The sequence below is a fragment of the Pseudoalteromonas sp. T1lg122 genome, from assembly GCF_002964825.1.
In the GTDB taxonomy this organism is placed as follows: domain Bacteria; phylum Pseudomonadota; class Gammaproteobacteria; order Enterobacterales; family Alteromonadaceae; genus Pseudoalteromonas; species Pseudoalteromonas gelatinilytica.
This window is the reverse complement of sequence record NZ_PQCG01000032.1, coordinates 573,641-597,569: the sequence shown is the minus strand read 5'-3', so window position 1 is coordinate 597,569 and position 23,929 is coordinate 573,641. Positions and strand designations below refer to the sequence as shown.

16 protein-coding genes are annotated in these 23,929 nt (G+C 41.5%); 11 read left to right on the top strand and 5 right to left on the bottom strand.

The window, feature by feature from the left end; all coding sequences use genetic code 11:
• Positions 1–26 precede the first annotated feature (26 nt).
• The 4 genes from proB (at position 27) to gltX (ending at position 4,158) form a co-directional block, all read left to right on the top strand.
• A complete protein-coding gene (gene proB, locus C2M33_RS15110) occupies positions 27–1,130 on the top strand; it encodes a glutamate 5-kinase (RefSeq protein WP_063703313.1) in 1,104 nt (367 codons plus the stop codon).
• 63 nt (positions 1,131–1,193) lie between these two features.
• Positions 1,194–2,165: a GGDEF domain-containing protein gene (locus tag C2M33_RS15105; protein ID WP_105174818.1), complete on the top strand. Its 972-nt coding sequence runs from the start codon at positions 1,194–1,196 to the stop codon at positions 2,163–2,165.
• A 68-nt stretch (positions 2,166–2,233) separates the two neighbouring features.
• The gene (locus tag C2M33_RS15100; RefSeq protein ID WP_054560852.1) at positions 2,234–2,593 is read left to right on the top strand and encodes a glutathione S-transferase N-terminal domain-containing protein; all 360 of its coding nucleotides are present in this window, start codon (positions 2,234–2,236) and stop codon (positions 2,591–2,593) included.
• A gap of 80 nt (positions 2,594–2,673) precedes the next feature.
• On the top strand, positions 2,674–4,158 hold the full coding sequence (gene gltX, locus C2M33_RS15095) for a glutamate--tRNA ligase (RefSeq protein ID WP_063703318.1): 1,485 nt from the start codon (positions 2,674–2,676) through the stop codon (positions 4,156–4,158).
• Between the two features lie 102 nt (positions 4,159–4,260).
• Here the strand turns inward: gltX and C2M33_RS15090 are convergent, their stop codons facing one another.
• Positions 4,261–4,650, bottom strand: coding sequence for a hypothetical protein (locus C2M33_RS15090; RefSeq protein ID WP_105174817.1), 390 nt, complete (start codon positions 4,648–4,650; stop codon positions 4,261–4,263).
• Positions 4,651–5,078: 428 nt separating this feature from the next.
• On the opposite strand from C2M33_RS15090, the gene C2M33_RS21500 reads away from it, so the two are divergent.
• From C2M33_RS21500 to C2M33_RS15075, 4 genes are all read left to right on the top strand, one after another.
• On the top strand, positions 5,079–7,952 hold the full coding sequence (locus C2M33_RS21500; RefSeq protein WP_158685595.1) for a S8 family serine peptidase: 2,874 nt from the start codon (positions 5,079–5,081) through the stop codon (positions 7,950–7,952).
• The gene (locus tag C2M33_RS21120; RefSeq protein WP_158685594.1) at positions 7,949–10,171 is read left to right on the top strand and encodes a GlyGly-CTERM sorting domain-containing protein; all 2,223 of its coding nucleotides are present in this window, start codon (positions 7,949–7,951) and stop codon (positions 10,169–10,171) included. Before C2M33_RS21500 ends, C2M33_RS21120 begins: the two co-directional genes overlap by 4 nt.
• A 253-nt stretch (positions 10,172–10,424) precedes the next feature.
• Entirely contained in the window at positions 10,425–15,746 is a 5,322-nt protein-coding gene (locus C2M33_RS21420; RefSeq protein WP_105174816.1) for a S8 family serine peptidase, read from the top strand.
• Positions 15,747–16,077: 331 nt separating this feature from the next.
• Complete coding sequence (locus C2M33_RS15075; RefSeq protein WP_063703325.1) at positions 16,078–16,920, top strand: MipA/OmpV family protein; 843 nt, start codon at positions 16,078–16,080, stop codon at positions 16,918–16,920.
• On the opposite strand, the gene C2M33_RS15070 is transcribed toward C2M33_RS15075, so the two are convergent.
• Genes C2M33_RS15070 through C2M33_RS15060 form a run of 3 tightly spaced genes read right to left on the bottom strand, consistent with a single transcriptional unit; the run spans position 16,904 to position 19,181 of the window.
• A complete protein-coding gene (locus tag C2M33_RS15070) occupies positions 16,904–18,094 on the bottom strand; it encodes an ATP-binding protein (RefSeq protein WP_063703326.1) in 1,191 nt (396 codons plus the stop codon). The genes C2M33_RS15075 and C2M33_RS15070 overlap by 17 nt on opposite strands.
• On the bottom strand, positions 18,091–18,780 hold the full coding sequence (locus C2M33_RS15065) for a response regulator transcription factor (RefSeq protein WP_063703328.1): 690 nt from the start codon (positions 18,778–18,780) through the stop codon (positions 18,091–18,093). Before C2M33_RS15065 ends, C2M33_RS15070 begins: the two co-directional genes overlap by 4 nt.
• Positions 18,780–19,181, bottom strand: a complete 402-nt coding sequence (locus C2M33_RS15060; protein ID WP_138625483.1) for a DUF3019 domain-containing protein — start codon at positions 19,179–19,181, stop codon at positions 18,780–18,782. Before C2M33_RS15060 ends, C2M33_RS15065 begins: the two co-directional genes overlap by 1 nt.
• A 538-nt stretch (positions 19,182–19,719) precedes the next feature.
• On the opposite strand from C2M33_RS15060, the gene C2M33_RS15055 reads away from it, so the two are divergent.
• The 3 genes from C2M33_RS15055 to C2M33_RS15045 all read left to right on the top strand — a co-directional run bounded on the left by C2M33_RS15055 (position 19,720) and on the right by C2M33_RS15045 (position 22,769).
• Positions 19,720–20,421, top strand: a complete 702-nt coding sequence (locus C2M33_RS15055; protein ID WP_105174815.1) for a DUF3581 domain-containing protein — start codon at positions 19,720–19,722, stop codon at positions 20,419–20,421.
• A gap of 95 nt (positions 20,422–20,516) precedes the next feature.
• Positions 20,517–21,752 carry a DEAD/DEAH box helicase gene (locus C2M33_RS15050; RefSeq protein WP_063703334.1) on the top strand — a complete coding sequence of 412 codons (1,236 nt, stop codon included), beginning with the start codon at positions 20,517–20,519 and terminating at the stop codon, positions 21,750–21,752.
• A 48-nt stretch (positions 21,753–21,800) separates the two neighbouring features.
• Positions 21,801–22,769, top strand: a complete 969-nt coding sequence (locus C2M33_RS15045; RefSeq protein WP_063703337.1) for a sensor domain-containing diguanylate cyclase — start codon at positions 21,801–21,803, stop codon at positions 22,767–22,769.
• Here C2M33_RS15045 and C2M33_RS15040 read toward each other — a convergent pair.
• Entirely contained in the window at positions 22,766–23,722 is a 957-nt protein-coding gene (locus tag C2M33_RS15040; RefSeq protein ID WP_105174814.1) for a methylenetetrahydrofolate reductase, read from the bottom strand. The genes C2M33_RS15045 and C2M33_RS15040 overlap by 4 nt on opposite strands.
• Positions 23,723–23,929: the final 207 nt, after the last annotated feature.

Genomic DNA, 23,929 nt, shown 5'->3' with positions numbered 1-23,929 from the left:
CTCAATATGCAGAATATAAGAATCAAATGCAAAGGCCACACGTCGTTGTTGTAAAGCTGGGCACAAGCGTGCTGACAGGCGGTACCGACAAATTAGATAAAGCACACATGGTTGAACTTGTTCGCCAATGTTGTGAATTAAAAAAACAGGGTTATCAGGTTGTTTTAGTATCAAGCGGCGCGGTTGCTGCAGGTCGCGAGCAACTCATTACCCCCTGTGGTCGTTCTTTGATTGAAAAACAAATGCTTGCCGCAATCGGCCAAGGACAGCTTATTCATATTTGGCAGAGTCTGTTTGCTTTGTATGGTGTGAATGTTGGACAAATGCTATTGACCCGCGCCGATGTGGAAGACCGTGAACGTTACTTAAATGCCCGCGATACCTTGAATGCACTTCTAGCGCACAATGTGGTGCCAATTATTAACGAGAACGACGCTGTAGCCACCGCCGAAATTAAAGTCGGCGATAACGATAACTTATCTGCTTTAGTCGCAATATTAGCGAATGCTGAAAAGCTGTTATTGTTAACTGATCAAGAAGGCTTATTTACAGGCGATCCTCGCTCTGATGCCAATGCAACACTAATCAATGAAGTGTCTCACATTAATGATGAACTCAGAGAGCTCGCTGGTGGCAGTGGCACAACCCTAGGTACCGGAGGTATGGCAACCAAACTGCAAGCGGCCGATATTGCACGTCGTGCTGGTGTTGAGGTAATTATTGCTAAAGGGGCAGGCAAGAATGTGATTTTAAATTGCATGGCTGATAAGCTTCCAGGTACGCGCTTTTTAAAACTCACCGCACCAAAAGATGGCCGTAAAAAGTGGCTTCTAGCAGGGCCTAAAAGCACTGGGCAATTAGTGATTGATGACGGCGCAAGCCTTGCGCTTAAAGAACGTGGCGCAAGCCTTTTGGCAAAAGGCGTAAAAAGTGTGCGAGGGCAGTTTGAGCGCGGTGATGTGATTGAAGTGGTGACAAGCCAAGGGCAATGTATTGCTAAAGGTCTTGTTAATTTTAACCACCAAGAAATTGATCAAATAAAGGGCTGTCATTCATCGCAAATTACTGAGTTGCTTGCATTTGCACCAAGCAGTGAAGTAATTCACCGAGATGATATGATTTTGTTATAGTTTTTTAGTAATTCTGATAAAGTTAACTAAACTAAAGTAATATGCGGTTTTGGGGACTTTTAAATGGCGGCTAACGCTTGCGGACATGACTGGGTTGTAGAAATTACCCAACAAGAAGAAGAGCCTGAGCTCGATCAGGCGCTTATTAATGCCGTGAGTGAATTAGATGAATTCTCTCGTTTCGCTATTTACATCAATAAGTTTTTTAAACCTGGCCTTCCTGCAAGACTGCTAAATAAAGATTCGGTTATCGAAGAGCTCAGTGAACATGAAGTCAATGAGCTCATCGAAAAAGTAAGCCGTAATAAAATTCGCATCAGTCGCAACTACGGTTTTATTTCTACTTATGTGCCTATTTATTACATGGGCAATGTGGTTGGTGTACTGGTTATTGAGTCTGAAAAAGAGCTTTCAGAGCGCTGTAGTATGCTCGCCATCTACATGCTGAATATCTATGCGAATCAACTGTCGTTACTTTATAAGTCGCAACTAGACCCTTTAACTGAACTTTTAAACAGACAAACCTTTGATAAAAAAGTGATTGAAATTGCAGCCGATGCTGCAATAGAACATATTGAACCTGACTCTAAGCATCGTCATTGGTACTTGGCTATGGTCGATATAGACCACTTTAAACGTGTAAATGATAACTATGGTCACGTTATTGGCGATGAAGTGATCTTGTTAGTGGCGCAGCTATTAAAAAATAACTTTCGCTTTGAAGATTATGTTTTTCGTTACGGCGGCGAAGAATTTGCTGTGTTATTTCAAGCAAGTGACGAGCTCGATGCCCGTAATGCCCTTAATCGCTTTCGTGGCTGCGTAGCAGAATACCCCTTCCCGCAAGTCGGTAACTTAACAGTGAGTAGCGGTTTTATGCCAATCTACGAATTTGAAATGGTTGCCAGTCTGGTCCAAAAAGCCGATAAAGCCTTATACCATTCTAAAAATATGGGCCGCAATCGCGTGACTGCCTATTCCGAGTTAGATATTCAACAAAGCCAACCTCAAGATGATTCAATAGAGCTGTTTTAAGGTGTTGCAGCGCGCTTTGCTGTGTTAAAATTGCCCACTATTTTTTAGAGCCCTATTGAGAAGGTAAGATGAAGTTTGTTCGTTGGTTGTTAGGCCGCATCATTTTGTTTTTTGATTTTGTATTCACACCACGTAGTAAGAAGCGTCCAGCAGCAGAGCAAGCGGCGCTTGATTCAGTAACATCACAATTTAAGCTATATCAATTTAAAGCTTGTCCATTTTGCGTGAAAGTACGTCGTGCAATTAAACGCCAAGGTCTTTCAGTTGAAACTCGTGATGCCAAAGGCAACGAGCAATTTCGCCAAGAGCTTTTAGAGCAGGGCGGAAAAGTAAAAGTGCCTTGTTTACGTATTGAAGAAAACGGCCAAGTAACTTGGTTGTATGAATCAAACGATATCATTGCTTATTTAGATAAAGTCGCTGCTTAAAGCGGCTTTTCACTTCGATTATAGCCCGTGCTGTGCTAGCATTTGGGCAAATTTTTAATTGTCTTTTGAGAGATATAACCATGACAATTCGCACCCGTGTTGCTCCGTCACCGACAGGTGACCCGCACCTAGGTACTGCATACATCGCATTATTTAACTACTGTTTTGCTAAGCAGCAAGGCGGTGAGTTTGTGTTACGTATTGAAGATACGGACCAAGTTCGTAGTACGCCAGAATCAGAGCAAGCTATTATGGATAGCTTGAAATGGTTAGGCTTAAACTGGGATCACGGTCCAGATGTAGGCGGTGAGTTTGGTCCATACCGTCAGTCTGAGCGTAGCGATTTATATAAGAAATTTGCGCATCAACTTGTTGAACAAGGTAAAGCGTTTTATTGCTTTGCTACGAGCGAAGAACTAGACCAAATGCGTGAAGAGCAAATGGCCGAAGGCCTGCGCCCTAAATACGATGGTCGTGGTTTAAATCTTTCTGAAGATGAAATTAAAGCAAACCTTGAAGCGGGTAAGCCTTACGTAATCCGTATGAAGATCCCAAGCGAAGGCACGTTTAAGTTTAACGACTACCTACGTGGCGACATTGAGATCCCATGGGAAAACGTAGACATGCAAGTGCTACTTAAAGCGGATGGTTTCCCAACTTACTTCCTTGCCAACGTAGTTGATGATCACCACATGCAAATTAGCCACATTTTCCGTGGTGAAGAGTGGATCAATTCAGCGCCTAAGCTATTAAAATTATACGAAGACTTCGGTTGGGAAGCGCCGGTACTTGGTCACTTACCGCTTCTTCGTAACCCAGATAAATCAAAGTTATCGAAGCGTAAAAACCCAACTTCAATCAACTACTATAAAGAAATGGGTTACTTACCAGAGGCGCTATTAAACTATTTAGGCCGTATGGGTTGGTCAATGCCAGATGAGCGTGAAAAGTTCACACTAGATGAGATGATTGAGCACTTTGATATGAAACGTGTGTCGCTAGGCGGCCCTATTTTCGATATCGATAAGCTTAGCTGGTTAAACGGTATGTGGATCCGTGAAAACTTATCTGATGCAGAATTAATGCAACGTTTTGTTGATTGGAAATTTAATACTGAGCTATTCGCTAAAGTATTGCCAGAAGCAAAAACGCGTATTAATACGCTTTCTGACATGGTTGACCTAGCTGGTCACTTTGTAGGTGGTATCCCAAGCTATGACCCAGCGCTATTAACCGCAGGTAAAGCAGGTGAAGATGCAACGCGCCAAGCGTTACAGTTCTTCATCTGGCAATTAGAAGGGTTACGCAGTTGGGAAAAACCAGCGATTTTTGCTATCGCAAAAGAAGTGGCCACTTTCCATGAATTGAAGATTAAAGACTTCCTTGAGCCAATCTTTGTGGCGATCACCGGTAAGACATCTTCAACATCAGTACTTGATGCGATGGAGATTTTAGGCTCTGACTTATCACGTGCTCGTTTACGTGTAGCATTAGCGCATATTGGTGTGTCTAAAAAGCAAGCTAAAAACATTGAGCGTGCATACCGCGATTATCCACAAGCATAATCGTGATGAAACTTCCAAAAACCGAGCTCTATGCTCGGTTTTTTGTTTATAGCTGTAGCTGTTAAAAGTGCCAGTTCTGTAATAAATAAAGCGAAGTGGGCCTCAGTAACTATACGCCTTACCTTTACATACAGTCGCAACATCGCAGTTTTGATAGTCACTGGTAAAGTCTTTACAGCTTTCTACCCAGTAGCCATTACCGCCTCGATTTACTACTTCAAGTTTTAGCTGCTCAATAGCGATACTATTTACCTCTGTAGGGTTGTAGCCACCAGATTTCACTGAGCGTTCACCAAGACAACTAAGCCCTTCAACGTCACCTAAATAATAGGCGCCGCTTTCAATAGCCTGTTGTTCACTTATAAATTCTTGTAATCGCTGTTTTTCAAATTCATAGGTAAACAAATTATAGAGGCTGTTTAGTCTTATACCTATGTTGCCGCAGGCTGACAAAGTTGCAAAGGTGATGAGTAAAATTAGTAGTCTAGTCATGTTTTTCACCTCAATTTAGTTTTCTTACTTTATCGCTAAAAGTGCATATGTGTTGTAAAAAATTGTTGGTTAAAACTGAATAAATGCATTTAATCATGCATTTTAATATGACTAAAATGCGCTTGAAAATGTAACTGAATGTGCATGTTTGTTAACTTTGTCGATTAATTAGCTCTTAAATAAAACGATAAAAAGTTCACATTCTAATAGCGGCTGATAAATTTAGATTAGCGTTATGGCTTGTTTTATAAGCTTAAAATTGATTTTTTCGTTTTTTAGGTAATTTATTTGTTAACCCTAAGTACAAAATGCTACACGCATGTAGCTTTCTTTTAACCCCCTTTGTGATTGAATTGTCTATACAAGTGGTGAAATGGATATTCACAAATCTTGAATAACTATACTTACCAACTATCCAGGGGATACTAATGCAAGTTAAGACCTTATCGATTGCTGTTGCAGCAGCAATTTATAGCGCCAGTGCAGCTCATGCTGTCGGTATAGACCAACCATTTAAACAAGCAAATGTTTTAAAGCCAGCTAGTTTCACGACTGAAGAAATCGTCAAATTAACAGAAGAATTTCATACCGCAGACTCGCATAGCATGCTGCAGAATGACGGTTTAAACGTGCAAGTGAATGGCCAAAAGAGCAAATTCAACGCAGAAGGCCTTGATGGCGAGCATGTTTATATTGTGACACTTCGTGAAAATTCAGTTGCTCTAGAAGCGCGTAATTTTGAATCACCGCTTGCCCGCACAATGAAGGCACAAGGTGTTAGCAAAGTATTTGAACAAGGCCAACCAGCGATTGCTGCGGTAACTGAATATCAAAATAAGTTATTAAGCAAACAGCAAACAGTGATGAGCACTGTAACCGCTGTAACAGGCCGTACTGAGATGCGCCGTCAATTCACGAAAGCACTCAACGGTTTCTCTGTAAAAATGACTGAGCAAGAAGCTCGCCGCGTAGCCGAGCTTGGCAGTGTCGCAACGGTGATGCGTTCTAAAAATTATGACTTATTGTCTGATGAAGGTCCAAAGCATATCGGTGCCGATCAAATTTGGAATGGCAGTAGTGTACCAAGCGGTATCAAGGGTAAAGGTGAAGGTCAAATTGTTGGTATTATCGATACCGGTATTAATACAGATCACCCATCTTTTGCAGCCGTTGGCGGTGATGGCTATGAGCACCAAAATCCGTTTGGCGACGGTGTTTACGTTGGTGACTGTGTTGAAGAACCTGAAGAAATTCAATGCAATAACAAACTAATTGGTGTGCGTTCTTATGACGTGATCACTGATGTTTATGATGCCATGATCCCAGGCTGGCCAGCCATTGGTGAAGATTACGGTGGTCACGGTTCTCACGTTGCTTCAACAGCAGCGGGTAACGTAGTTAAAAACGTACCTTACATGGTAATGGGATTAGGTGAGCAATCTGACGGTGTTGTCATCAAAGAAGATGTTTTCCCAGAAATCTCAGGTGTTGCACCGCACGCAAACATCATCTCTTATCAAGTGTGTTACCCAGACAGTGCTGACTATGCGGGTTGTCCGGGTGAGGCATTGGTTGCAGGTATCGAAGATGCGATTTCTGATGGTGTTGATGTAATCAATTTCTCTATCGGTGGTTCTGATTCAAATGTGTGGGCTGATGCTGTACAACTTGCCTTCTTAGCAGCGCGAGAAGCGGGTATCAACGTTGCGGCAGCCGCAGGTAACAGTGGTCAAGCATGTGGCTCAGCTGAATGTTTTGGCTATCTTGATAACTCATCGCCGTGGCTTGCTCAGGTCGCAGCTACAACGCATGGTCGTTCTGTTGTTGTTGAGACGGCTGTAGAGTTCGCTGGTTTTGCCGATGAAACGCTTGGTTCAGAAGTACCAAGTTGGTCAGAAACTGGTTTAATCGGTGGTGCGGTGAATGCCAATGAGATCACCGGTGTGGTTGTTTGGGCTAAAGACTATGAAGATGTAAATGGCTACAAAGATAGCAATGGCTATTGTACTGCTGAGTACCCAGAAAACACCTTTAATTTCTATAAAGACGGCACTGAAATCGCGGGTGCAGCGGATGGTAGCACTAATGTTATTGTTATCTGTCAGCGTCATGAACCAAGCGATCCTAATGCTAACGCACGTACTGCAAAAGTAGATAACGTAAAAGCGGGTGGTGCAGACGGTTATATCATGTTTAACCGTGATAGAGAGCAAGCAACTGTGACTGAAGGTTATTCATTACCGGGTGTGCACTTTACATATGATCAGTGGAATGGTGTTTACCCGAATGATGGTTTAGAAGACTGGGTTGATAGTTCTTCAGAAAAAGGTCACATGATCACTATCAAAGAGACCTTGATTGAACGCCAAGTAAATGAAGAAGATGCTGACTGGTTAGCAACATTCTCATCACGTGGTCCGTCTTATTCTAATGTTGAAATTCTTGCCCCAACACTTGCTGCCCCAGGTGTGAACATTCTTGCGGCTTACTCAGATGAGCATCCGTTTACAACGCCACACGGTCAAGATTATAACGCAATTAGTGGTACGTCTATGGCTTCTCCGCATGTTGCTGGTGCTATGGCGTTACTTCGTCAAATTCACCCTGATTGGTCAGCCACTGAAGTGCAGTCAGCATTAACCATGACTGCTGATAACGTGGTTAAATACCATCGCTTAAATGATAAAACTGACGTCGTTGATACTGCTGAAATTTACCGTGCTGGTGCAGGTCGTATTAATGTTGCTAAAGCTGCTAAAGTAGGCTTTGTAATGGACGAAACAGCAGAGAACTTCTTAGCTGCAGATCCATTCAATGGTGGTACTCCACATCAATTGAACTTACCTAACCTAGTTGATTTTACTTGTGCACCTGAATGTCAGTGGGTTCGTACTATCACAGCAACTGAAGATGGTACGTGGACGGTTGAGCACGGTGACGTGGTGAACTGGTCATTTGATACCAATAAACAAGCTGTTCAAAATGGTGTAAACATTGAGGTTTATCCAAAAACTTTCTCACTGAAAAAAGGCGAAACGCAAACTATCGTTGTGAAAGCATCAATCATGGATACCCAAGATTGGTTTAGTAACTCAGAAGTTGAGCTGCATTCAAACTTACACTTTAAAGCCGCTGAAGAAGGTATTTCAGACGCTCATTGGCCAATGGCATTTAAATATGACCGTGGTGATTTACCATCGCGCTTAAATAAGGTGATCCACACTGATCAAGGATCATTTACTGCACCTAACATTCAATACCAAATGTTGATGCACCTGTTGCGCGTGTATATCAGCCTGTGAAAGCAGAAGTCGAAACGATTTCATTGCCTAAAGATAACGACAAAACTTATCCGTGGTCGATTAATCGTGTTGAAGGTTCAGTCGATGCGAGTGATGTACTGGATGAGGCAACATTCACTAAGTTCATCAGTGTACCTGCTAACAGTAAGCGTTTAACGGTTGAAATCATGGGTTCTGAATCAGAACTTGCTGGCACAAACGATGCTGGTAATGCCCTTATCTATGTAGGTAAAGACTACAACGGTGATGGTCAGATTCAAGTTCAAGACGAAATCCTATGTGTATCTAACCATAAACTTTATAACAACTTCTGTAATATCAATAACCCTGAAGAGGGTGAATATTGGGCTGTTATTTATAACTCATACAAAAATGATTACCCAGAAGGCGATATTATTGAGACATTTAGCTTCACAACAGCTGTTGTATCTGGGCAAGTATCAGAGCAGTTGAGTGCTACTTTACCGCAAAGCAATGGTGTTAACACAGTTGATATGACTATTAACTGGGATATGGAAATGGACGTTGATGGCGTTTACTACTCGCTGGTTGATGTTGGCAGTTCTGCGACAAATATGGGCGATTTAGGTTCAATTCCACTTAAACTTATTCGTGGTAAAGACCACGTCCATGTTGATTCACCAAAAGCAAAAGTGAAAGCGGGCGACTATATCCCAGTAACGTTTGAAGTATTGGCGAATAACACTGGTATCGATAGTGAATATAGCTTTGAGCTTGATATTCCACATGGTTTAGCACTGCACAAAGATAACGTACTTATCTCGAGCACAACTGATGTCAATGTTGAAGTGGCTGATGGTAAGTTAGTACTTACTGGTACGCAGCTTGATACCAGTGATGTTGCACCAGATTATATCGTGACAAATAGCATCACTGACGAAATGTGTCGCACGCCTAATTTTGGTAACTCAAATCCGGGTGGTTATGTTGACTTGAGCGAGTTTGGCATGTCACCTGTGTTATCAGGTTTTGATAGTAGTGGTTTACCAAATTATCGTCGTGGTTGGATTATTCCTGTAACTCAAGTTTGGGGTAGTCAATGGGACCGTTTAAGTCTTTACAATAACTATGATCACGTAAACTGGTATAACAACTTTTTCCAAATTAAAGGTATCGGTACTATCGATAACCTAGGTTCACCGTATTTAACGCCTGCGCATAGCCCGTTCCCATACTTCTCGTTCCCGTATGAGAATATTGCACCATTATGGCGTGGCTGGGGTAATGGAACTGGCGGTTATAACCGAGATGTTATTTCAATGGGCTTAAGTTCATCAGAAGGTATTACTGTTGCTGGTACATCAAGTGGTTGGGCAATTATTGAGTTTGATAACGCAGCTGACTACGGTGAGTTTAACCGCAACCGTGAAACCGGTCTGTACGAAGGTGTGCGTCGCGACAATAGCTTCGATTTCCAAACTATTTTTAATGCACAAACACGCTTTGGTAAAGGCGAGCATGAAATCTACTTTGCTTACGATAATATCGACTTTGGCTCAACAGATGCACGCGGTAGTATCGGTATCGCTGGTTATAAAGGCTTTATTAACGAATACGGTCCGTTAGAAGGCTTCTTAGGTGTCGATATTGCGTACAATAACCTAGATGAAGTGATTCAAGATGATCTTGTTGTATGTATGGACTACGTAGGTCCTGAATCTTCACAATTTGAAGTAACGGCTTGGATGGAAGTTTTACCAAGCGGTGCAGGGCAAACAATGGAGTTTGAAGCACGTACACAAATGTCGGGAACGATTGACAAAGTTGTGACAAATACCATTGAAGTTGCAGGTAACATCACTGTTGTAGCAATTGATGATATGGTAACTGAAGAGCAGACACCAATCAGTTTTGAAGTACATCACATCGACGAAACAAACTCTAAAAATGAAATCTCAATTATTGCTGAAAATGCAAGCTACGTTGTAGAAGGCGATACTGTGACGATTACACCAGATCAGTACTTCTATGGTGACATTGAGGTAACTGTGGTGGTATCAGATATCGAAAATCCATCTGATAAAGCGCAAACATCGTTTGTGTTAACGGTGAACTCAGATGGCGTTGAGAAACCAACAGAAGTAACGCCTGAACCAGAGGATGACTCTAAAAAAGGTTCAAGTGGTTCACTTGCATGGTTCACTGTACTACTTGCTGGTTTTGCTGGAGTAAGACGTCGTAAGCTAAAACGCGACTAATCTTTGCAAAAATGAGTGATTTAACAAAAGGGCCTCTTGGCCCTTTTTTCGTTTATTATTATTACCTTACATTGGTATGGGGGTATGTTTTTACAGCTATAAAGTAATTTTAATGTTAACGGTATGTACAAAACGCTACACAAATGTACACCTAAATTTAATTGTCCCTGTGGTTATATTGTAATCGCAAGCAGTGAAATGGATGTTCACAAGCTTGAATAATTATTCTAATTAACTATCCAGGGGATACTTTATGCAAGTGAAAACACTCTCGATTGCTGTTGCCGCAGCTCTCTACAGTGCTAGTGCTGCTCACGCAGTGGGTGTTGATAACAATCAAGTTAAACACCAATTAAAAGCACCAAACATCACATTTGAAGAAGTAAAAGCATTTAGCAAAGAGATTAACCAAGGTGACTCTAGCAACATGCTGCAAAACGATGGTTTGAATGTTCAGCTAAATAGCCAAGCGAATAAATTCACAGAAGAAGGTATTGATGGCGAACATATTTATATCATTCGTTTACGTGATAATTCAGTGGCACTTGAAGCCCGCGATTTAACGTCGCCATTATCGCAAACACTTCAAGCACAAGGCGTTTCAAAAGTATTTGAGAAAGGTCAAGCGACAGTTTCAGCCGTGACTGATTATCAAAATAAACTACTTTCAAAACAACGTACTGTAATGCAAAGCGTGACAGCTGTGACGGGGCGCACAGAGATGCGCCGTCAATTCACTAAAGCATTAAATGGTTTCTCTGTAAAAATGACAGAGCAAGAAGCAATGCGCGTTGCAGAACTTGGTGCAGTTGTTTCTGTGATGCGTTCGAAAAACTATGATCTTCTTTCTGATGAAGGCCCTAAGCATATCGGTGCGGATCAAATTTGGGATGGCTCAAGTGTTCCAAGTGGCATCAAAGGTAAAGGTGAAGGTCAAATCGTAGGTATTATCGATACCGGTATTAACTCAGACCACCCTTCATTTGCTGCCGTAGGTGGCGATGGTTATGAACATGAAAACCCGTTTGGCGCAGGTGTTTATGTAGGTGACTGTGTTGAAGAACCAGAAGAAATTCAATGTAATAATAAATTAATCGGTGTGCGTTCTTATGATGTGATCACGGATGCATTTGATGCCATGATCCCAGGCTGGCCTGCAATTGGTGAAGATTATCAAGGTCACGGTTCGCACGTTGCTTCAACAGCTGCGGGTAACGTCGTTAAAGACGTGCCATTTATGCTAGCAAGCTACGGTGAAAATACCGATGGTAATATCTTAAAAGAAGGTTTATTCCCTGAAATTTCAGGTGTTGCACCGCATGCAAATATCATTGCATATCAAGTATGTTACCCATCAAGTGAAGAATACGCAGGCTGTCCTGGTGAAGCACTTGTTGCGGGTATCGAAGATGCAATTTCTGATGGTGTTGATGTAATCAACTTCTCAATTGGTGGTGCTGATTCAAATGTGTGGGCTGATCCAGTACAACTAGCATTCTTAGCTGCGCGTGAAGCAGGTATCAATGTTGCTGCGGCAGCAGGTAACAGTGGTCAAGCATGTGGCGCAGCTGAATGCTTTGGTTATTTAGATAACTCGTCTCCTTGGCTTGCACAAGTTGCAGCAACAACGCATGGTCGTACTGTTGCTGTCGAAACTGCGGTTGAATATGCAGGTTTTGCTGACGAAACTTTGGGTTCAGAAGTACCTAGCTGGTCAGAAACCGGTCTTGTTGGTGGTTCAATCAACAGTGAAGAAATTACCGGTGTTGTTGTTTGGGCTAAAGACTATGCAGACGTAGATGGTTTTAAAGATTACAACGGTTACTGTACAGCAGATTACCCAGAAAATACCTTTAATTTCTACAAAGATGGCACCGAAATCGCAGGTGCGGCTGATGGTAGCACCAATGTGATTGTGATCTGTCAACGCCACGATCCAAACGACTCAGCAGCCAATGCCCGTACTGCAAAAGTTGATCATGTGAAAGCCGGTGGTGCAGATGGTTTCATTATGTTCAACCGTGTCCGTGACCAAGGTACTGTAGCTGAAGGTTACTCATTACCGGGTGTTCACTTTACTTATGACCAATGGAATGGTGTTTATCCAGAAGATGGCTTAGAAGACTGGGTAGATAGCTACTCAGAAAAAGGTCATATGATCACCATCAAGCCAACAGTAATTGAACGTCGCGTTGATACGGACGATGCGGATTGGTTAGCAACCTTCTCATCACGTGGTCCATCATATTCAAACATTGAAATTTTAGCACCAACGCTTGCAGCACCAGGTGTTGATATTTACGCGGCATACTCTGATGAGCATCCGTTTGTAACTCCACATGGTCAAGATTATGCAGCGATCAGCGGCACGTCGATGGCATCACCACATGTTGCCGGCTCAATGGCGTTACTACGTCAAATTCACCCAGAGTGGACGGCGGCTGAAATTCAATCTGCATTATCAATGACCGCTGAAAACGTTGTTAAATATCACCGTTTAAATAGCGAAAGTGATGTTGTAGCAGATGCGAAAATCTACCGTTCAGGTGCAGGTCGCATCAATGTTGCATTGGCTGCTAAAGCGGGTTTTGTAATGGATGAAAGCGCGGATAACTTCTTAGCTGCTGATCCATATAATGGTGGTACGCCACATAAATTAAACTTACCAAACCTAGTTAACTTCTCATGTGCACCTGAGTGTCAATGGGTTCGTACCATTAAAGCAACAGAAGATGGTACCTGGACGGTAAGCCACGAAGATGTAGAAAACTGGGCGTTTGACGTAAATACGCAAGGTAAGCAAAATGGCGTAAACATTGATATCTTCCCGAAAACCTTCTCGCTGAAAAAAGGTGAAACACAAACAATCATAGTTAAAGCATCAATCATGGATACCCAAGATTGGTTTAGTAACTCTGAAGTTGAGCTTCATACAAACCTTGTTTTCCAAGCTGAAGAAGCGGACATTCCAGATGCACATTGGCCTGTCGCGTTTAAATATGACCGTGGTAACTTACCATCATCATTAGAGACGACAGCTCACTCAAACGTAGGTACTTATGTTGCTAAAGGTATCGTCTTACCAAGTGTTGAAGCACCTGTAGCACGTGCATATCAGCCTATAAAAGCAGACATCACCACGGTGACTTTACCAAAAGATGATGACCGTACTTTCCCTTGGGCTATGAATCGCACAGACGAAGTGGATGCGGCAGATATTCTAGATGAAGCAACATTTGCTAAATTTGTAACGGTACCTGCAAATTCAAAACGCTTAATTGCAGAAACAGTGAGTGTTGAGTCTGAACTTGAAGGCACTTTAAATGTAGGTAATCCTATCATCTATGTAGGTAAAGACTACAACGGTGATGGTATTGTACAGCCACAAGACGAAATCTTGTGTGTATCAAACCATAAGATTTATAAAAACTTCTGTAATATTAATAATCCTGAAGAAGGTGAGTATTGGGTTGTTGTTTATAACACCAATAAATCGTCAGTAGATGCAGTTGAAGAAACTTTTGAAATTGCGACTGCGGTTGTGTCAGACCAAGTTGCATCAGGTATGACTGCAAGCCTGCCGGGTAGTGATGGCCAAAATACTGTTGAAATGACAGTAAACTGGGATATGGATCTTGACGCTGACAGCGTGTACTACTCACTATTAGATGTAGGTACTTCGGCTGTGAACTATGGCAACCTAGGGTCTATTCCATTTAAGCTAAACCGTGGTAACGATGTTGCTCACCTTGATGCGCCATATACAGGTGCAAAAGTAGGCGATATGGTTCCTTACACGTTTGAAGTGTTAGCGAATAACTCAGGTGCTGATCGTGAGTTCTCATTGGAACTTGCTATCCCTGCAGGTCTTGATATCAAAGCTGAAAACGTTGCGGTTTCTACAGCATCAGAAATCAATGTTGAAATTGCAGACGGTAAAGTGATTGTAACAGGTACGCAAGCAGATACCCGCGATGTTGAGCCTGATTATATCGTGACAGATAACATTACCGATGAAATGTGTCGTACGCCTGATTTTGGTAACTCAAACCCGGGTGGTTATGTTGATTTATCAGAGTTTGGTATTACGCCAATTCTATCTGGTTTCGATGAAAACAATCTTTACAACTCACGCAGTGGTTATTCGTTACCAATCGCAAGTTTATACAACGGTGCTTATGACACATTTAGCCTGTATAACAATGCTGAAAATACCAATATCCAAAACTCGATAATCCAAATTCGTGGTATGGGTACAGTGAATACCAATGGTAGCCGTTACTTCTACCCGGTACATAATCCGTTCCCTTATAACTCATTCCCATATGAGAACATGGGTCCATTATGGCGTGGTTGGGAGTTCACAGATAGTGGCTTATTACGCTCAGTAATGTCAGTTGGTTTATCGTCTAGCGAAGGTATTTCACTCGCAAGTACCGCAACAGGTTGGGGTATTGTTGAGTGGGATAACGCATCAGACTATGACGATCCAGTGTACGACCGCACAACGGGTAAATACACTTACACCAAACGTGATAACTCATTTGATTTCCAAGTGTTATTTAATGCAAATACACGCTTTGGTAAAGGTGAGCATGAAATTTACTATGCATACGATAACCTAGATTATGGGTCGACACGTCCTGCAGGTAGTATCGGTTTACAAGGTTTCCGTGGTGCCCAGTATGAGTATGGTCCACTTGAAAACTACCGTGGTATTCAAATCGCTTATAACAACCTAGATGAAGTGATCAGCGATGGCTACGTGGTGTGTATGGACTATGTAGGTCCAGAGTCATCACAATTTGAAGTGACTGCATGGGCAGAAGTAATGCCATCAGCTGCAGGTCAAACACTTGAAATTGAAGCTAAAGCGGCAATCTCAGGTCTTAACGACATGACTTCAACGGCAACACTGGCCATTCCTGGCAACATCACTGTTGTAGCCCTTGATGACATGGTAACAACTGAAGAAACACCAATTAGCTTCGAGGTTCATCACATTGATGAGAAGAACTCGAAGAATGAAATCTCGGTAATTTCTGATGACGTAACCTATGAAGTTGATGGCGATACAGTCACGATTACACCAAATGAAAACTTCTCTGGTGAGACTGAAGTAACGGTTGTGGTGTCTGATATTGAGTATCCATCAGATGCTGCAAGCACGACCTTTATGTTAACGGTTGAAGCAGTCAATGACGCACCGGTAGTGGTTGTTGAAGCAAGTGCTCAGCAAGTGACTGAAGGCAGCGTGATTACCCTAGATGCATCAGCATCACATGATTTAGATAACGATGAGTTAACTTTCTCATGGGAAGGCCCAGGTACAATCGCAAGCCCAACATCAGCAATCACTGAAGTATCAGGCTTAACGGCTGGTGAGCATCAGTTCACTGTCACAGTAAGTGATGGTGTTGAAGCGATGGAACTTGGTGTTGCTGTGACGGTAACGGCACAAGAAACAACCGTGGTTCCTGAAGAAAAAGCGAAATCATCAAGTGGTTCACTTGCATGGTTAACTGTTCTATTAGCTGGTTTTGCTGGTGTTCGTCGCCGCGTAAAACGAGGCTAAGTACTCCCTAAGTATGTTATGTGACAAAGGGCCTTCGGGCCCTTTTTTTGGTCTAGAAAATCGTGTTGTATATTTTAATAACCAAAAAGAATAACTAACAACTGAAAACCTATGTAGCAAAATGTACAAGCTATTTTATATTTTTTTCAGTGTGTTAGTTTGAATATGGGGCGTAAATCAGCTGTCTACGCCGTTTTGTTGGTCAAAAAAATTATACAATAAAGCGCGCAAACGATATGATCGTTCCCGATTGGGTAAAGACTAAATAGTTTTTAGTAGTATAGAGTTGTCATAATAATTCTTAATTATGACATAAAGGTGAATTGCGTTAATGAAGAAATTGTTTGGCTTAGTGTGTTGTTTATCTGCATCAACTGCGTTTGCGCAGGCTGATATTAAACAGCAACAATTAATTAAAAAGTCGACAATCCATGCCAGCATCACAGTGGGTTACGGGGGCATTGAGAACCCGGTACTTGATGCCGATGACGTCACTTCGCCAATCCTGCCAAGCTTTGCTTATTATGGTGATAACTGGTATTTCGATGACTTTTCTTTAGGCTACAGCCTCTATGAAACAGAGAACTTTTACGTTGATTTACTGGGGCGCTTTAATGATGATGGCTTTTTCTTTGAGCTGGATGGGGTAGATAAACTCTATGCCACCGGTGTTGTTCGTTCGAGCTCTGGGCGACCGGCATTACCCACCGCATCACCGATTAACCTAACACCTATAGAGCGTGACCTTTCTTACATGGCGGGGCTGTCATCTGCGGTAAACGTCTTCGATGCAATGTGGTTAAGTGCAGCCTATGTCCATGATGTAACCAATGTTCATAATGGTTATGAAATCCTGCTAAACGGCTATCAAGTATTTGAACTGTTTTCTGGTACTGCTGGCATTGAGGCGGGCATTAATTACAAAAATGAAGAGCTGATCGATTATTACTACACGGTGAGTCCATCAGAAAGCAAAACCCGTTTACTAAGCTACAACTTAGAAAGTGCCACTAACTATTATTTAAAAGTAAGTTACGAATTCCCTATTAGCGATAGTTTCACGCTTGATTTCAAACTCAAACATACATGGCTTGATAGCAACTTAGCTAACTCACACATGATCAATAAAAATGGTTACTTCTCAGGTTTTACAGGTATTACTTACCACTTTTAGGCCAGCGAATGGTGATCTCTGCACCGCCTGTTTGTGAGCTGTTAGCTAAGCTAATTTTACCGCCATGCCAGCTGGCAATACGATGCACGATATAAAGTCCCAATCCATAGCCACTCGCAAGCTTATCTCCTTCACCTTGTTTAAAAGGTTCAATGAGCGCATCCGCATTAATTGGTAAGCCAGGTCCATCATCAGTAATGCTTATAAAGTAATAGCCTGCTTGTTCTGCACTGCTTATATAAATAGTGTTTTTTGCGTATTTTGTGGCGTTGATCAGTAAGTTTTGTACTGCAATAGCCATAAAGCTTGCTTCGCAATAGGCTGTCTCTACCTCAAGGGATGGCGTAAATTTAAGTTCTTTGTATAAATCAAATTTAGCAATTTCTGTGTTGATCAGTTTAGTTAAGTTAACTTTCTCTTGATTAAACACACTTTGTTGGTGCTCTAAGCGAGCGAACGATAGGTATTGCTCCAAGCGTAATTCAATCTCATCAATATCGCGTTCTATTTGGCTACTTTCTTGCGATTCCAAATCGGCAATCGATAAAGCAAAGCGCATTCGGGTAAGGGGCGTGCGAATTTCATGGGAAATAATACGAGATAGGTCGTTATGTAGCTGAACAAATTTATTGATGCGTTCAGACATATGGGTGAAGGTGCTAGCTAATGGCGCAATGGATGAGTTAGGTTTTATATCAAGCTCTATCCGTTGCGGTTTTTTGCTGAAGCGGTAAGCTGCGCGTTGTAATAGGCTTAAATCACGAAAGACCGGGCGAATGAACAACAAAATCATCGCGCCAAGTAAAAAGTAAAAGGCAAAAAATGCAAACCAGTCAGTCTTTGCTTGAGAAATCAAAGAAATGGGGCCAACTTTTTGGATGCTGCCATTACTTCCTTTTAAGTATATAAACTGCTGATTGTTTTCGGTGACGCTGATAATGCCATCTTTATCGAAACTGGCTTGTAATGAATTAGGTAATACAAGCTCATTTTGATTAAAGGAGCTGATCCTCGTTTCTTTTTGTTCTGCAATTTTCGCAAGCTCTGCGACACTGATTTGTACGCTGGGGATCTGTTCAGAAAAAAACTGATTATAAAGCTGGCCAAAAGCTAAAACTAAAGCAATTAAGCTTACTGTGATAATTAAATAGAGCTTAAAAAATTGCTGCTTCATATTTTTGAAATATCCAAGCTGTATCCTTTACCTCGTACAGACTTGATATCTAACGCTTCTTTTTGATCGCTAATGGTTTCTTTAAGCTTTTTGCGTAAACGGCTAATTTTTAAATCAATCGCTCGGTCAAGTCCGTCATACTCACGGCCAATAACATGTTTGAATAAGACTTCGCGAGAAACTGGTTGTGGGGTATTTTTAGCAAGGTAAGCAATGATTTCAAATTCACTTTCGTTGAGATTCAACGCTGTGTTATGAAAGTAGATATCGCGTTTTTTAGTATCGATACGCAAAATGTCAATTTGGTGTGAAAAGTTATCTTGGCCAACGGTGTGGGCAATAATCGTTTTTATCTTGGCGAGTAACAGTTCAGGCTTAATGGGTTTTACAAGGTAGTCGTAAGCACCTAGGTTTAAGCCCTTAATTTGTGATTGCACAGAATCCAGCGCCGTTAGAAAAATGACAGGGCAACTGTATTTTTCTTTCAATTGAGAAATTAACTCAAAACCATTGCCATCCGGTAGCATCACATCACAGATAATCAGTGATGGCATGAAGGTGATTTCACTGCTACGGTACGCCTCAGCAGTATTAAATACATCTATGGTATAGCCATGCTTTAACAAAAACGTTTGAATTAAGCTTGCTAATTTCACATCATCTTCAATTAAAAAAATATGCTGCATTATAAACTCCAGCCAAAGCGCCGTTTTATACGGTAATCTTTAGCTTCATAGCTTGCTATTGACAGTAGTTGTTGCTTAACAACTTGATTGTTCAATGGATTAATTAATTTGACCGTCAGCGGATGCTCAGTCTTAATCGTTAATTTCTCGACAATTAAACCACCTTGTTTGTAACACTGCGTATAGTGTGGACGCTGAGTTATCTCTAAACAAAGCTCTTTAAAGGGAGCAACACGAAAATGAATCTGTATATTAAATTCACAGGCTTTTTGTTTCGCGTCTGTCACACACACCGTGGGAGAGACTTTAAAAAAAGGTTGCTCGGGATTGTCATCACTTAAGCAAAGCGACGAAAAACAAAGACAAAAAAACAGTAATAGCCAACTTAATCGGTTTATCATTTAACCAAGTCTCTGTTTTTTAATAGTCTTTTTTTCAAAGTAACAATAACCATCGAAAGTTGATGTAACCCGCCCAACTCACTTTGAGTACTCATTTGTATGCCGCTTATTATAATTATTATTTATGCAGCCTATGAGTGGCGATTACACGATAAAAAAGCGGGTCTATCATACCTTATTTATCGTTATAGCTACAAATAGGTGCTATGCAAAGCCAGTATTTTCAGCCTATTGGCGTATTTTTTATTGCTCTAAAGTTAGCTTGTTGTTTTAAAAAGAAAACTGAATTTATATTTAGTTTTAGCTAATAGTTTTTCACTATCTTTTAGTCGGGCATAAGTGTTTACTATTCTGGGTTATTTGTTAATTGTTTCGTACAAATTGATACAATTTAAATTTTCCCTATCGAAACCACTATTTTAGCTGATGTAATTTAACATTTGCTGAGTACGTGATTAATAATTAACAGATTCGACCTCTATTTTCATTTTATCTGGTAGTATAGTTAGGTTATGAGTAGTTTAAGCAGTGAACAATTATGTTAAGTCCTTATTATCAGCAACATGCTGATTACGTTTCTATCTCACGTGAACAAGGCTGTCGTTTCGCCAAGTTAGTGGCTGATGATTTCAATCCGTTACACGATAAAGATGCTAAAAAGTTTTGTGTGCCGGGCGATTTACTTTTTTCGCTGGTTTTAAACCGCTATGGCATCAGTGAAAAAATGGAATTCACGTTTGCAGGTATGGTTGATGAAAATTCAAAGCTGACTTTCCCTGAAGGTGCTGATGAATTTGCGATCACCGATGGCGAAAAAGTCATGTTAAAAGTGAAACGTGAAGGCGCTGTTAGCAAGTGCCCTGAGTTAACAAATAGCTTAATCAAAAACTATGTTGAGTTCTCTGGCACGACCTTCCCGCATGTTATCATTCCATTGATGGGTAAGCAGGATGTGATGATCAACCCAGCGCGTCCATTGGTGATTTACGAATCAATGCTGATTAACCTTGATCGCCTTGATATCAGTGCACCTGAATTACAATTTGCTGAGCCTGATTTTGAGTTTACGGGCAAACGCGGCAAAATTACCCTTCGCTTTGATCTGTTAGAAAATGGTGAGAAAGTAGGTTCAGGTGAAAAGCATATGCTTGTATCTGGCATTCGTGATTATTGCCAAGCAACGGTTGATGACTTAATTAGTTTTTATAATCAACGTAAAGAATCACTTAAACCGGTGTAGTCATTACAGATTGTATAAAGGGCGCTTATTGCGCCTTTTTTGTTGCTGATGTTCCGCGTACAATAGCGCTTTTATAGCTAAATGTACTTCAGACTATGTCAGCAGCGACCTTTTCAGAATTAAATCTTGCCCCTGCATTGCTAACAGCCTTGCAAGAAGAGAACTATCACACTCCTACAGCAATTCAAGCGCAAACAATCCCCCTTATTTTAGCGGGTGCTGATGTAATGGGTAGTGCACAAACGGGAACGGGCAAAACCGCCGCGTTTGTTTTACCACTACTACACAATTTGTTATCTGCTGAAGTACTTCCAGATGCTGTCAAAGTCCTAATTTTAACACCAACCCGAGAGCTCGCTCAGCAAGTATTTGCAAGTGTAGAGCGCTATGCTGTGCATACGGAAATAAAAGCAGCACTGGCTTATGGCGGCGCCAGTATTGGCCCACAAATTAAAGCCATAAAAGGGGCGCAGGTCGTCGTTGCAACACCTGGGCGCTTACTTGATCATGTGATCAAAGGCAGTATTAAACTTTCAAGTATCAATGCGCTGGTATTCGATGAAGCTGATCGCATGCTTGATATGGGCTTTATTGACGAAATTAAACGTATCTTGCGCCATGTGCCAAAAGAGCGTCAAACCTTACTTTTTTCAGCCACATTTGACGACAGCATCTTTAAACTCAGTAAGCAGTTATTAAATGATCCTAAACTAGTTGAAGTGAATAAACGCAACTCAGCAGCGGTTGAAGTTGAGCAGCTAGTTTATGCGGTTGATGAAGACCGTAAGCGTGAGCTGGTATCACATATGATTGGCATGAAAAATTGGCAACAAGTATTGATATTCACTCGCACTAAGCAAACCGCTGATGTGCTTGCGAAAGAAATGTGTAAAGACGGCTTAAAAACCGAATCTATTCATGGTGATAAGAGCCAAGGTGCGCGCGATAAAGCACTGCAAAATTTTAAATCAGGTGCGACAAGAGTACTGGTAGCGACGGATGTTGCTGCGCGTGGTCTTGATATTGCCTCATTAAAGTATGTGATTAACTATGAGCTGCCTTATGTGGCTGAGGATTACGTACACCGTATTGGTCGTACAGGGCGTGCTGGTGAGAAAGGGATGGCAATGTCGCTGGTTAGCATCGATGAGCAGTGGCTGTTGGACGAAATAGATATCTTACTCGATACAAGACTCACGCCGCAGTGGTTACCAGGCTATGAGCCAGATTTAACCAAAGAGCCAAAGCAAGTTCGTAAAAATACGAATAAGGCACGTCGCTCTCGTGATAAAAAACGTATTTTAGGGCAAAAAAGTAGGAGACGTTCCTAAATCTGGCATATATTTATACTACCCTCCGGCTAAAGTTGAGAGTTTAGTATGTTAGAAGAGAATAAATGGACGTTCCGCCGCGCTGATAAACAGTTCTCCTTAGAAAAGTGGCAGAAAACAATTGATCTCATGACCGAGCTGTTTTCTGCTCCCGCAGGCTTCATCGTTCATAAAACAGATGATGTCTATCGCATTATCGTTTCCAGTGAGCAGCAAGAAAACCCTTACGATGCAGGGGCTGAATTAAGCGCTGACGATAATATTTTTTGCAAAAAAGTACTGCGTGATATGGCACCGCTCTATGTTGATCATGCCAGCCAAGATAGTCAATGGGATGACAGCCCGCTGGTAAAAGATGGCTTTGAGTCTTATCTTGGGGTGCCCATTAGTTGGCCAAGTGGTGATCCGTTTGGCACCTTTTGCGTTATGGATTTTAAACAAACCCATTACCAACCTAGCTTTTTAGAGTTAATCGAGCAGCTTCGCGATATGGTTGAAGATGACCTTGCACTGTTAGACAACTTTACGCAGATGCGTGAAATTGCCATGCTTGATTCACTGACCAATATTTATAATCGCCGTGCAATAGACCTGCTTTGCCAACATAAATTAAATATATCGAAACGTCTTGGTTTTGATATTAGTTGTTTATTTATCGATATAAACAGTTTTAAACCACTCAATGATACGTATGGTCATGAAGTGGGCGATCTCGCACTGATTTGTTTAGCTGACACGATGAAAGAATGCCTACGTGAAACCGATATTATCGGCCGCCTAGGGGGCGATGAGTTTATTGCGTTATTGCAAGTTCAGCCCGGTGATTGCATAGACAGCATCGCTGATAAGCTCAATACCACTTTCCAAGTGAATTTAGAGAAGCGTGGCATTCCTGTCACGAGTTTAAGTATTGGCTCAGGGGTAATAGCTCAGCCAAAAGAAAACTTTGCTGAGCTATTAAAACGAGCAGATGAAGATATGTATGAGAAAAAGCAAGCCTCTAAGGCAGCACGTTAAGCTATTTGCTTCTCAGCTAGGTTTAACTCCATGGTTGCTTTAAGTAAACGGTAAAGGTTAATTGACGCATCAATTTCTTCTTTACGGTTGGTTAAGCTCTCAATATTTAAACCTAGCGGTAAATCTAAATGCGCGCAGCTTTGTAAAATTAAATCGAGATTTTCGCGGCAGATACGCACTGATTCACTCAAGGTGTTTTCCGAATCTAACATACGGTATTTAGTCGCTTCTGGTACAGAAATACCTAACCACTCCATAAATTCCAAGGTCTTTTCACCACCACACGGGGTAAACGTTAGAATAATGCGTTTTGGTGCTGTGCCTTGTGCTTTACAGCTACGCGCATAGCTAGTGATCAAATCAATCGTTGCTTGGGCATTGTAAACGGCTTGCGAGATGAAAAACTTACAACCTTGTGCTGTTTTTTCAACTAAACGCTCATGTTCATTGCGTTTGCTGGCATGACGCTCGGCAATAGTAACGCCACCTAAAAACACATCATTGTCTTGCTTTGCTAAAGCTTTATACGCATCAGGTAGGCTCAATTTGATGTCACCATCAGATGATGGACTGCCTACTAGCACTAAATTTTTTAATTCAAAGTCATTGCGTGTTTCATTTAACCACTCACTAAATTCAGCTTCACCACGCTGAGCTACGCTTTTATATGTGATCACATCAAGTTGCGACAAGCTGCGTAGTAACTGACTGTATTCACGAGGATCGACAGTCTCTTTAAACGGAAAAGGACGGGGCTTTGCAATACGGCTACTTTCATCTTGAATGTCGTAAATGATTACACCGTCGTATTCAATTTCGTGTAAACGACCAAGTAGCTTTTGGGCAATGGTCTCAAGCTGTGCTTTATCAGTACCTGACTTTGGCGGTGTGGTACCAATTAGGTAGACGCCTTGATTGGTGTCTTCAATTTTCTCTTGTAATGATAAAGCCATAATCCTCATTCCAGCTCGTGCTAATGTCTATGACAAACAATATAGCAGCCATTTAGACGTCTAGATAGATTTTTTTCTTGAAAGTTTTTCAATCACTATGAATTTTACTCAAGTTGAATGCTGGGCGTTTCGCTAAATTGACACACCTGTTTACATAAATAATTGCGCTGACCCTCATATTTTCTGGCACTTTGATGCATAATCAAG

Coding starts and splice junctions, on each gene's coding strand:
- proB (WP_063703313.1), top strand. CDS start 27: ATGCAAAGGCCACACGTCGTTGTTGTAAAGCTGGGCACAAGCGTGCTG.
- C2M33_RS15105 (WP_105174818.1), top strand. CDS start 1,194: ATGGCGGCTAACGCTTGCGGACATGACTGGGTTGTAGAAATTACCCAA.
- C2M33_RS15100 (WP_054560852.1), top strand. CDS start 2,234: ATGAAGTTTGTTCGTTGGTTGTTAGGCCGCATCATTTTGTTTTTTGAT.
- gltX (WP_063703318.1), top strand. CDS start 2,674: ATGACAATTCGCACCCGTGTTGCTCCGTCACCGACAGGTGACCCGCAC.
- C2M33_RS15090 (WP_105174817.1), bottom strand. CDS start 4,650: ATGACTAGACTACTAATTTTACTCATCACCTTTGCAACTTTGTCAGCC.
- C2M33_RS21500 (WP_158685595.1), top strand. CDS start 5,079: ATGCAAGTTAAGACCTTATCGATTGCTGTTGCAGCAGCAATTTATAGC.
- C2M33_RS21420 (WP_105174816.1), top strand. CDS start 10,425: ATGCAAGTGAAAACACTCTCGATTGCTGTTGCCGCAGCTCTCTACAGT.
- C2M33_RS15075 (WP_063703325.1), top strand. CDS start 16,078: ATGAAGAAATTGTTTGGCTTAGTGTGTTGTTTATCTGCATCAACTGCG.
- C2M33_RS15070 (WP_063703326.1), bottom strand. CDS start 18,094: ATGAAGCAGCAATTTTTTAAGCTCTATTTAATTATCACAGTAAGCTTA.
- C2M33_RS15065 (WP_063703328.1), bottom strand. CDS start 18,780: ATGCAGCATATTTTTTTAATTGAAGATGATGTGAAATTAGCAAGCTTA.
- C2M33_RS15060 (WP_138625483.1), bottom strand. CDS start 19,181: ATGATAAACCGATTAAGTTGGCTATTACTGTTTTTTTGTCTTTGTTTT.
- C2M33_RS15055 (WP_105174815.1), top strand. CDS start 19,720: ATGTTAAGTCCTTATTATCAGCAACATGCTGATTACGTTTCTATCTCA.
- C2M33_RS15050 (WP_063703334.1), top strand. CDS start 20,517: ATGTCAGCAGCGACCTTTTCAGAATTAAATCTTGCCCCTGCATTGCTA.
- C2M33_RS15045 (WP_063703337.1), top strand. CDS start 21,801: ATGTTAGAAGAGAATAAATGGACGTTCCGCCGCGCTGATAAACAGTTC.
- C2M33_RS15040 (WP_105174814.1), bottom strand. CDS start 23,722: ATGGCTTTATCATTACAAGAGAAAATTGAAGACACCAATCAAGGCGTC.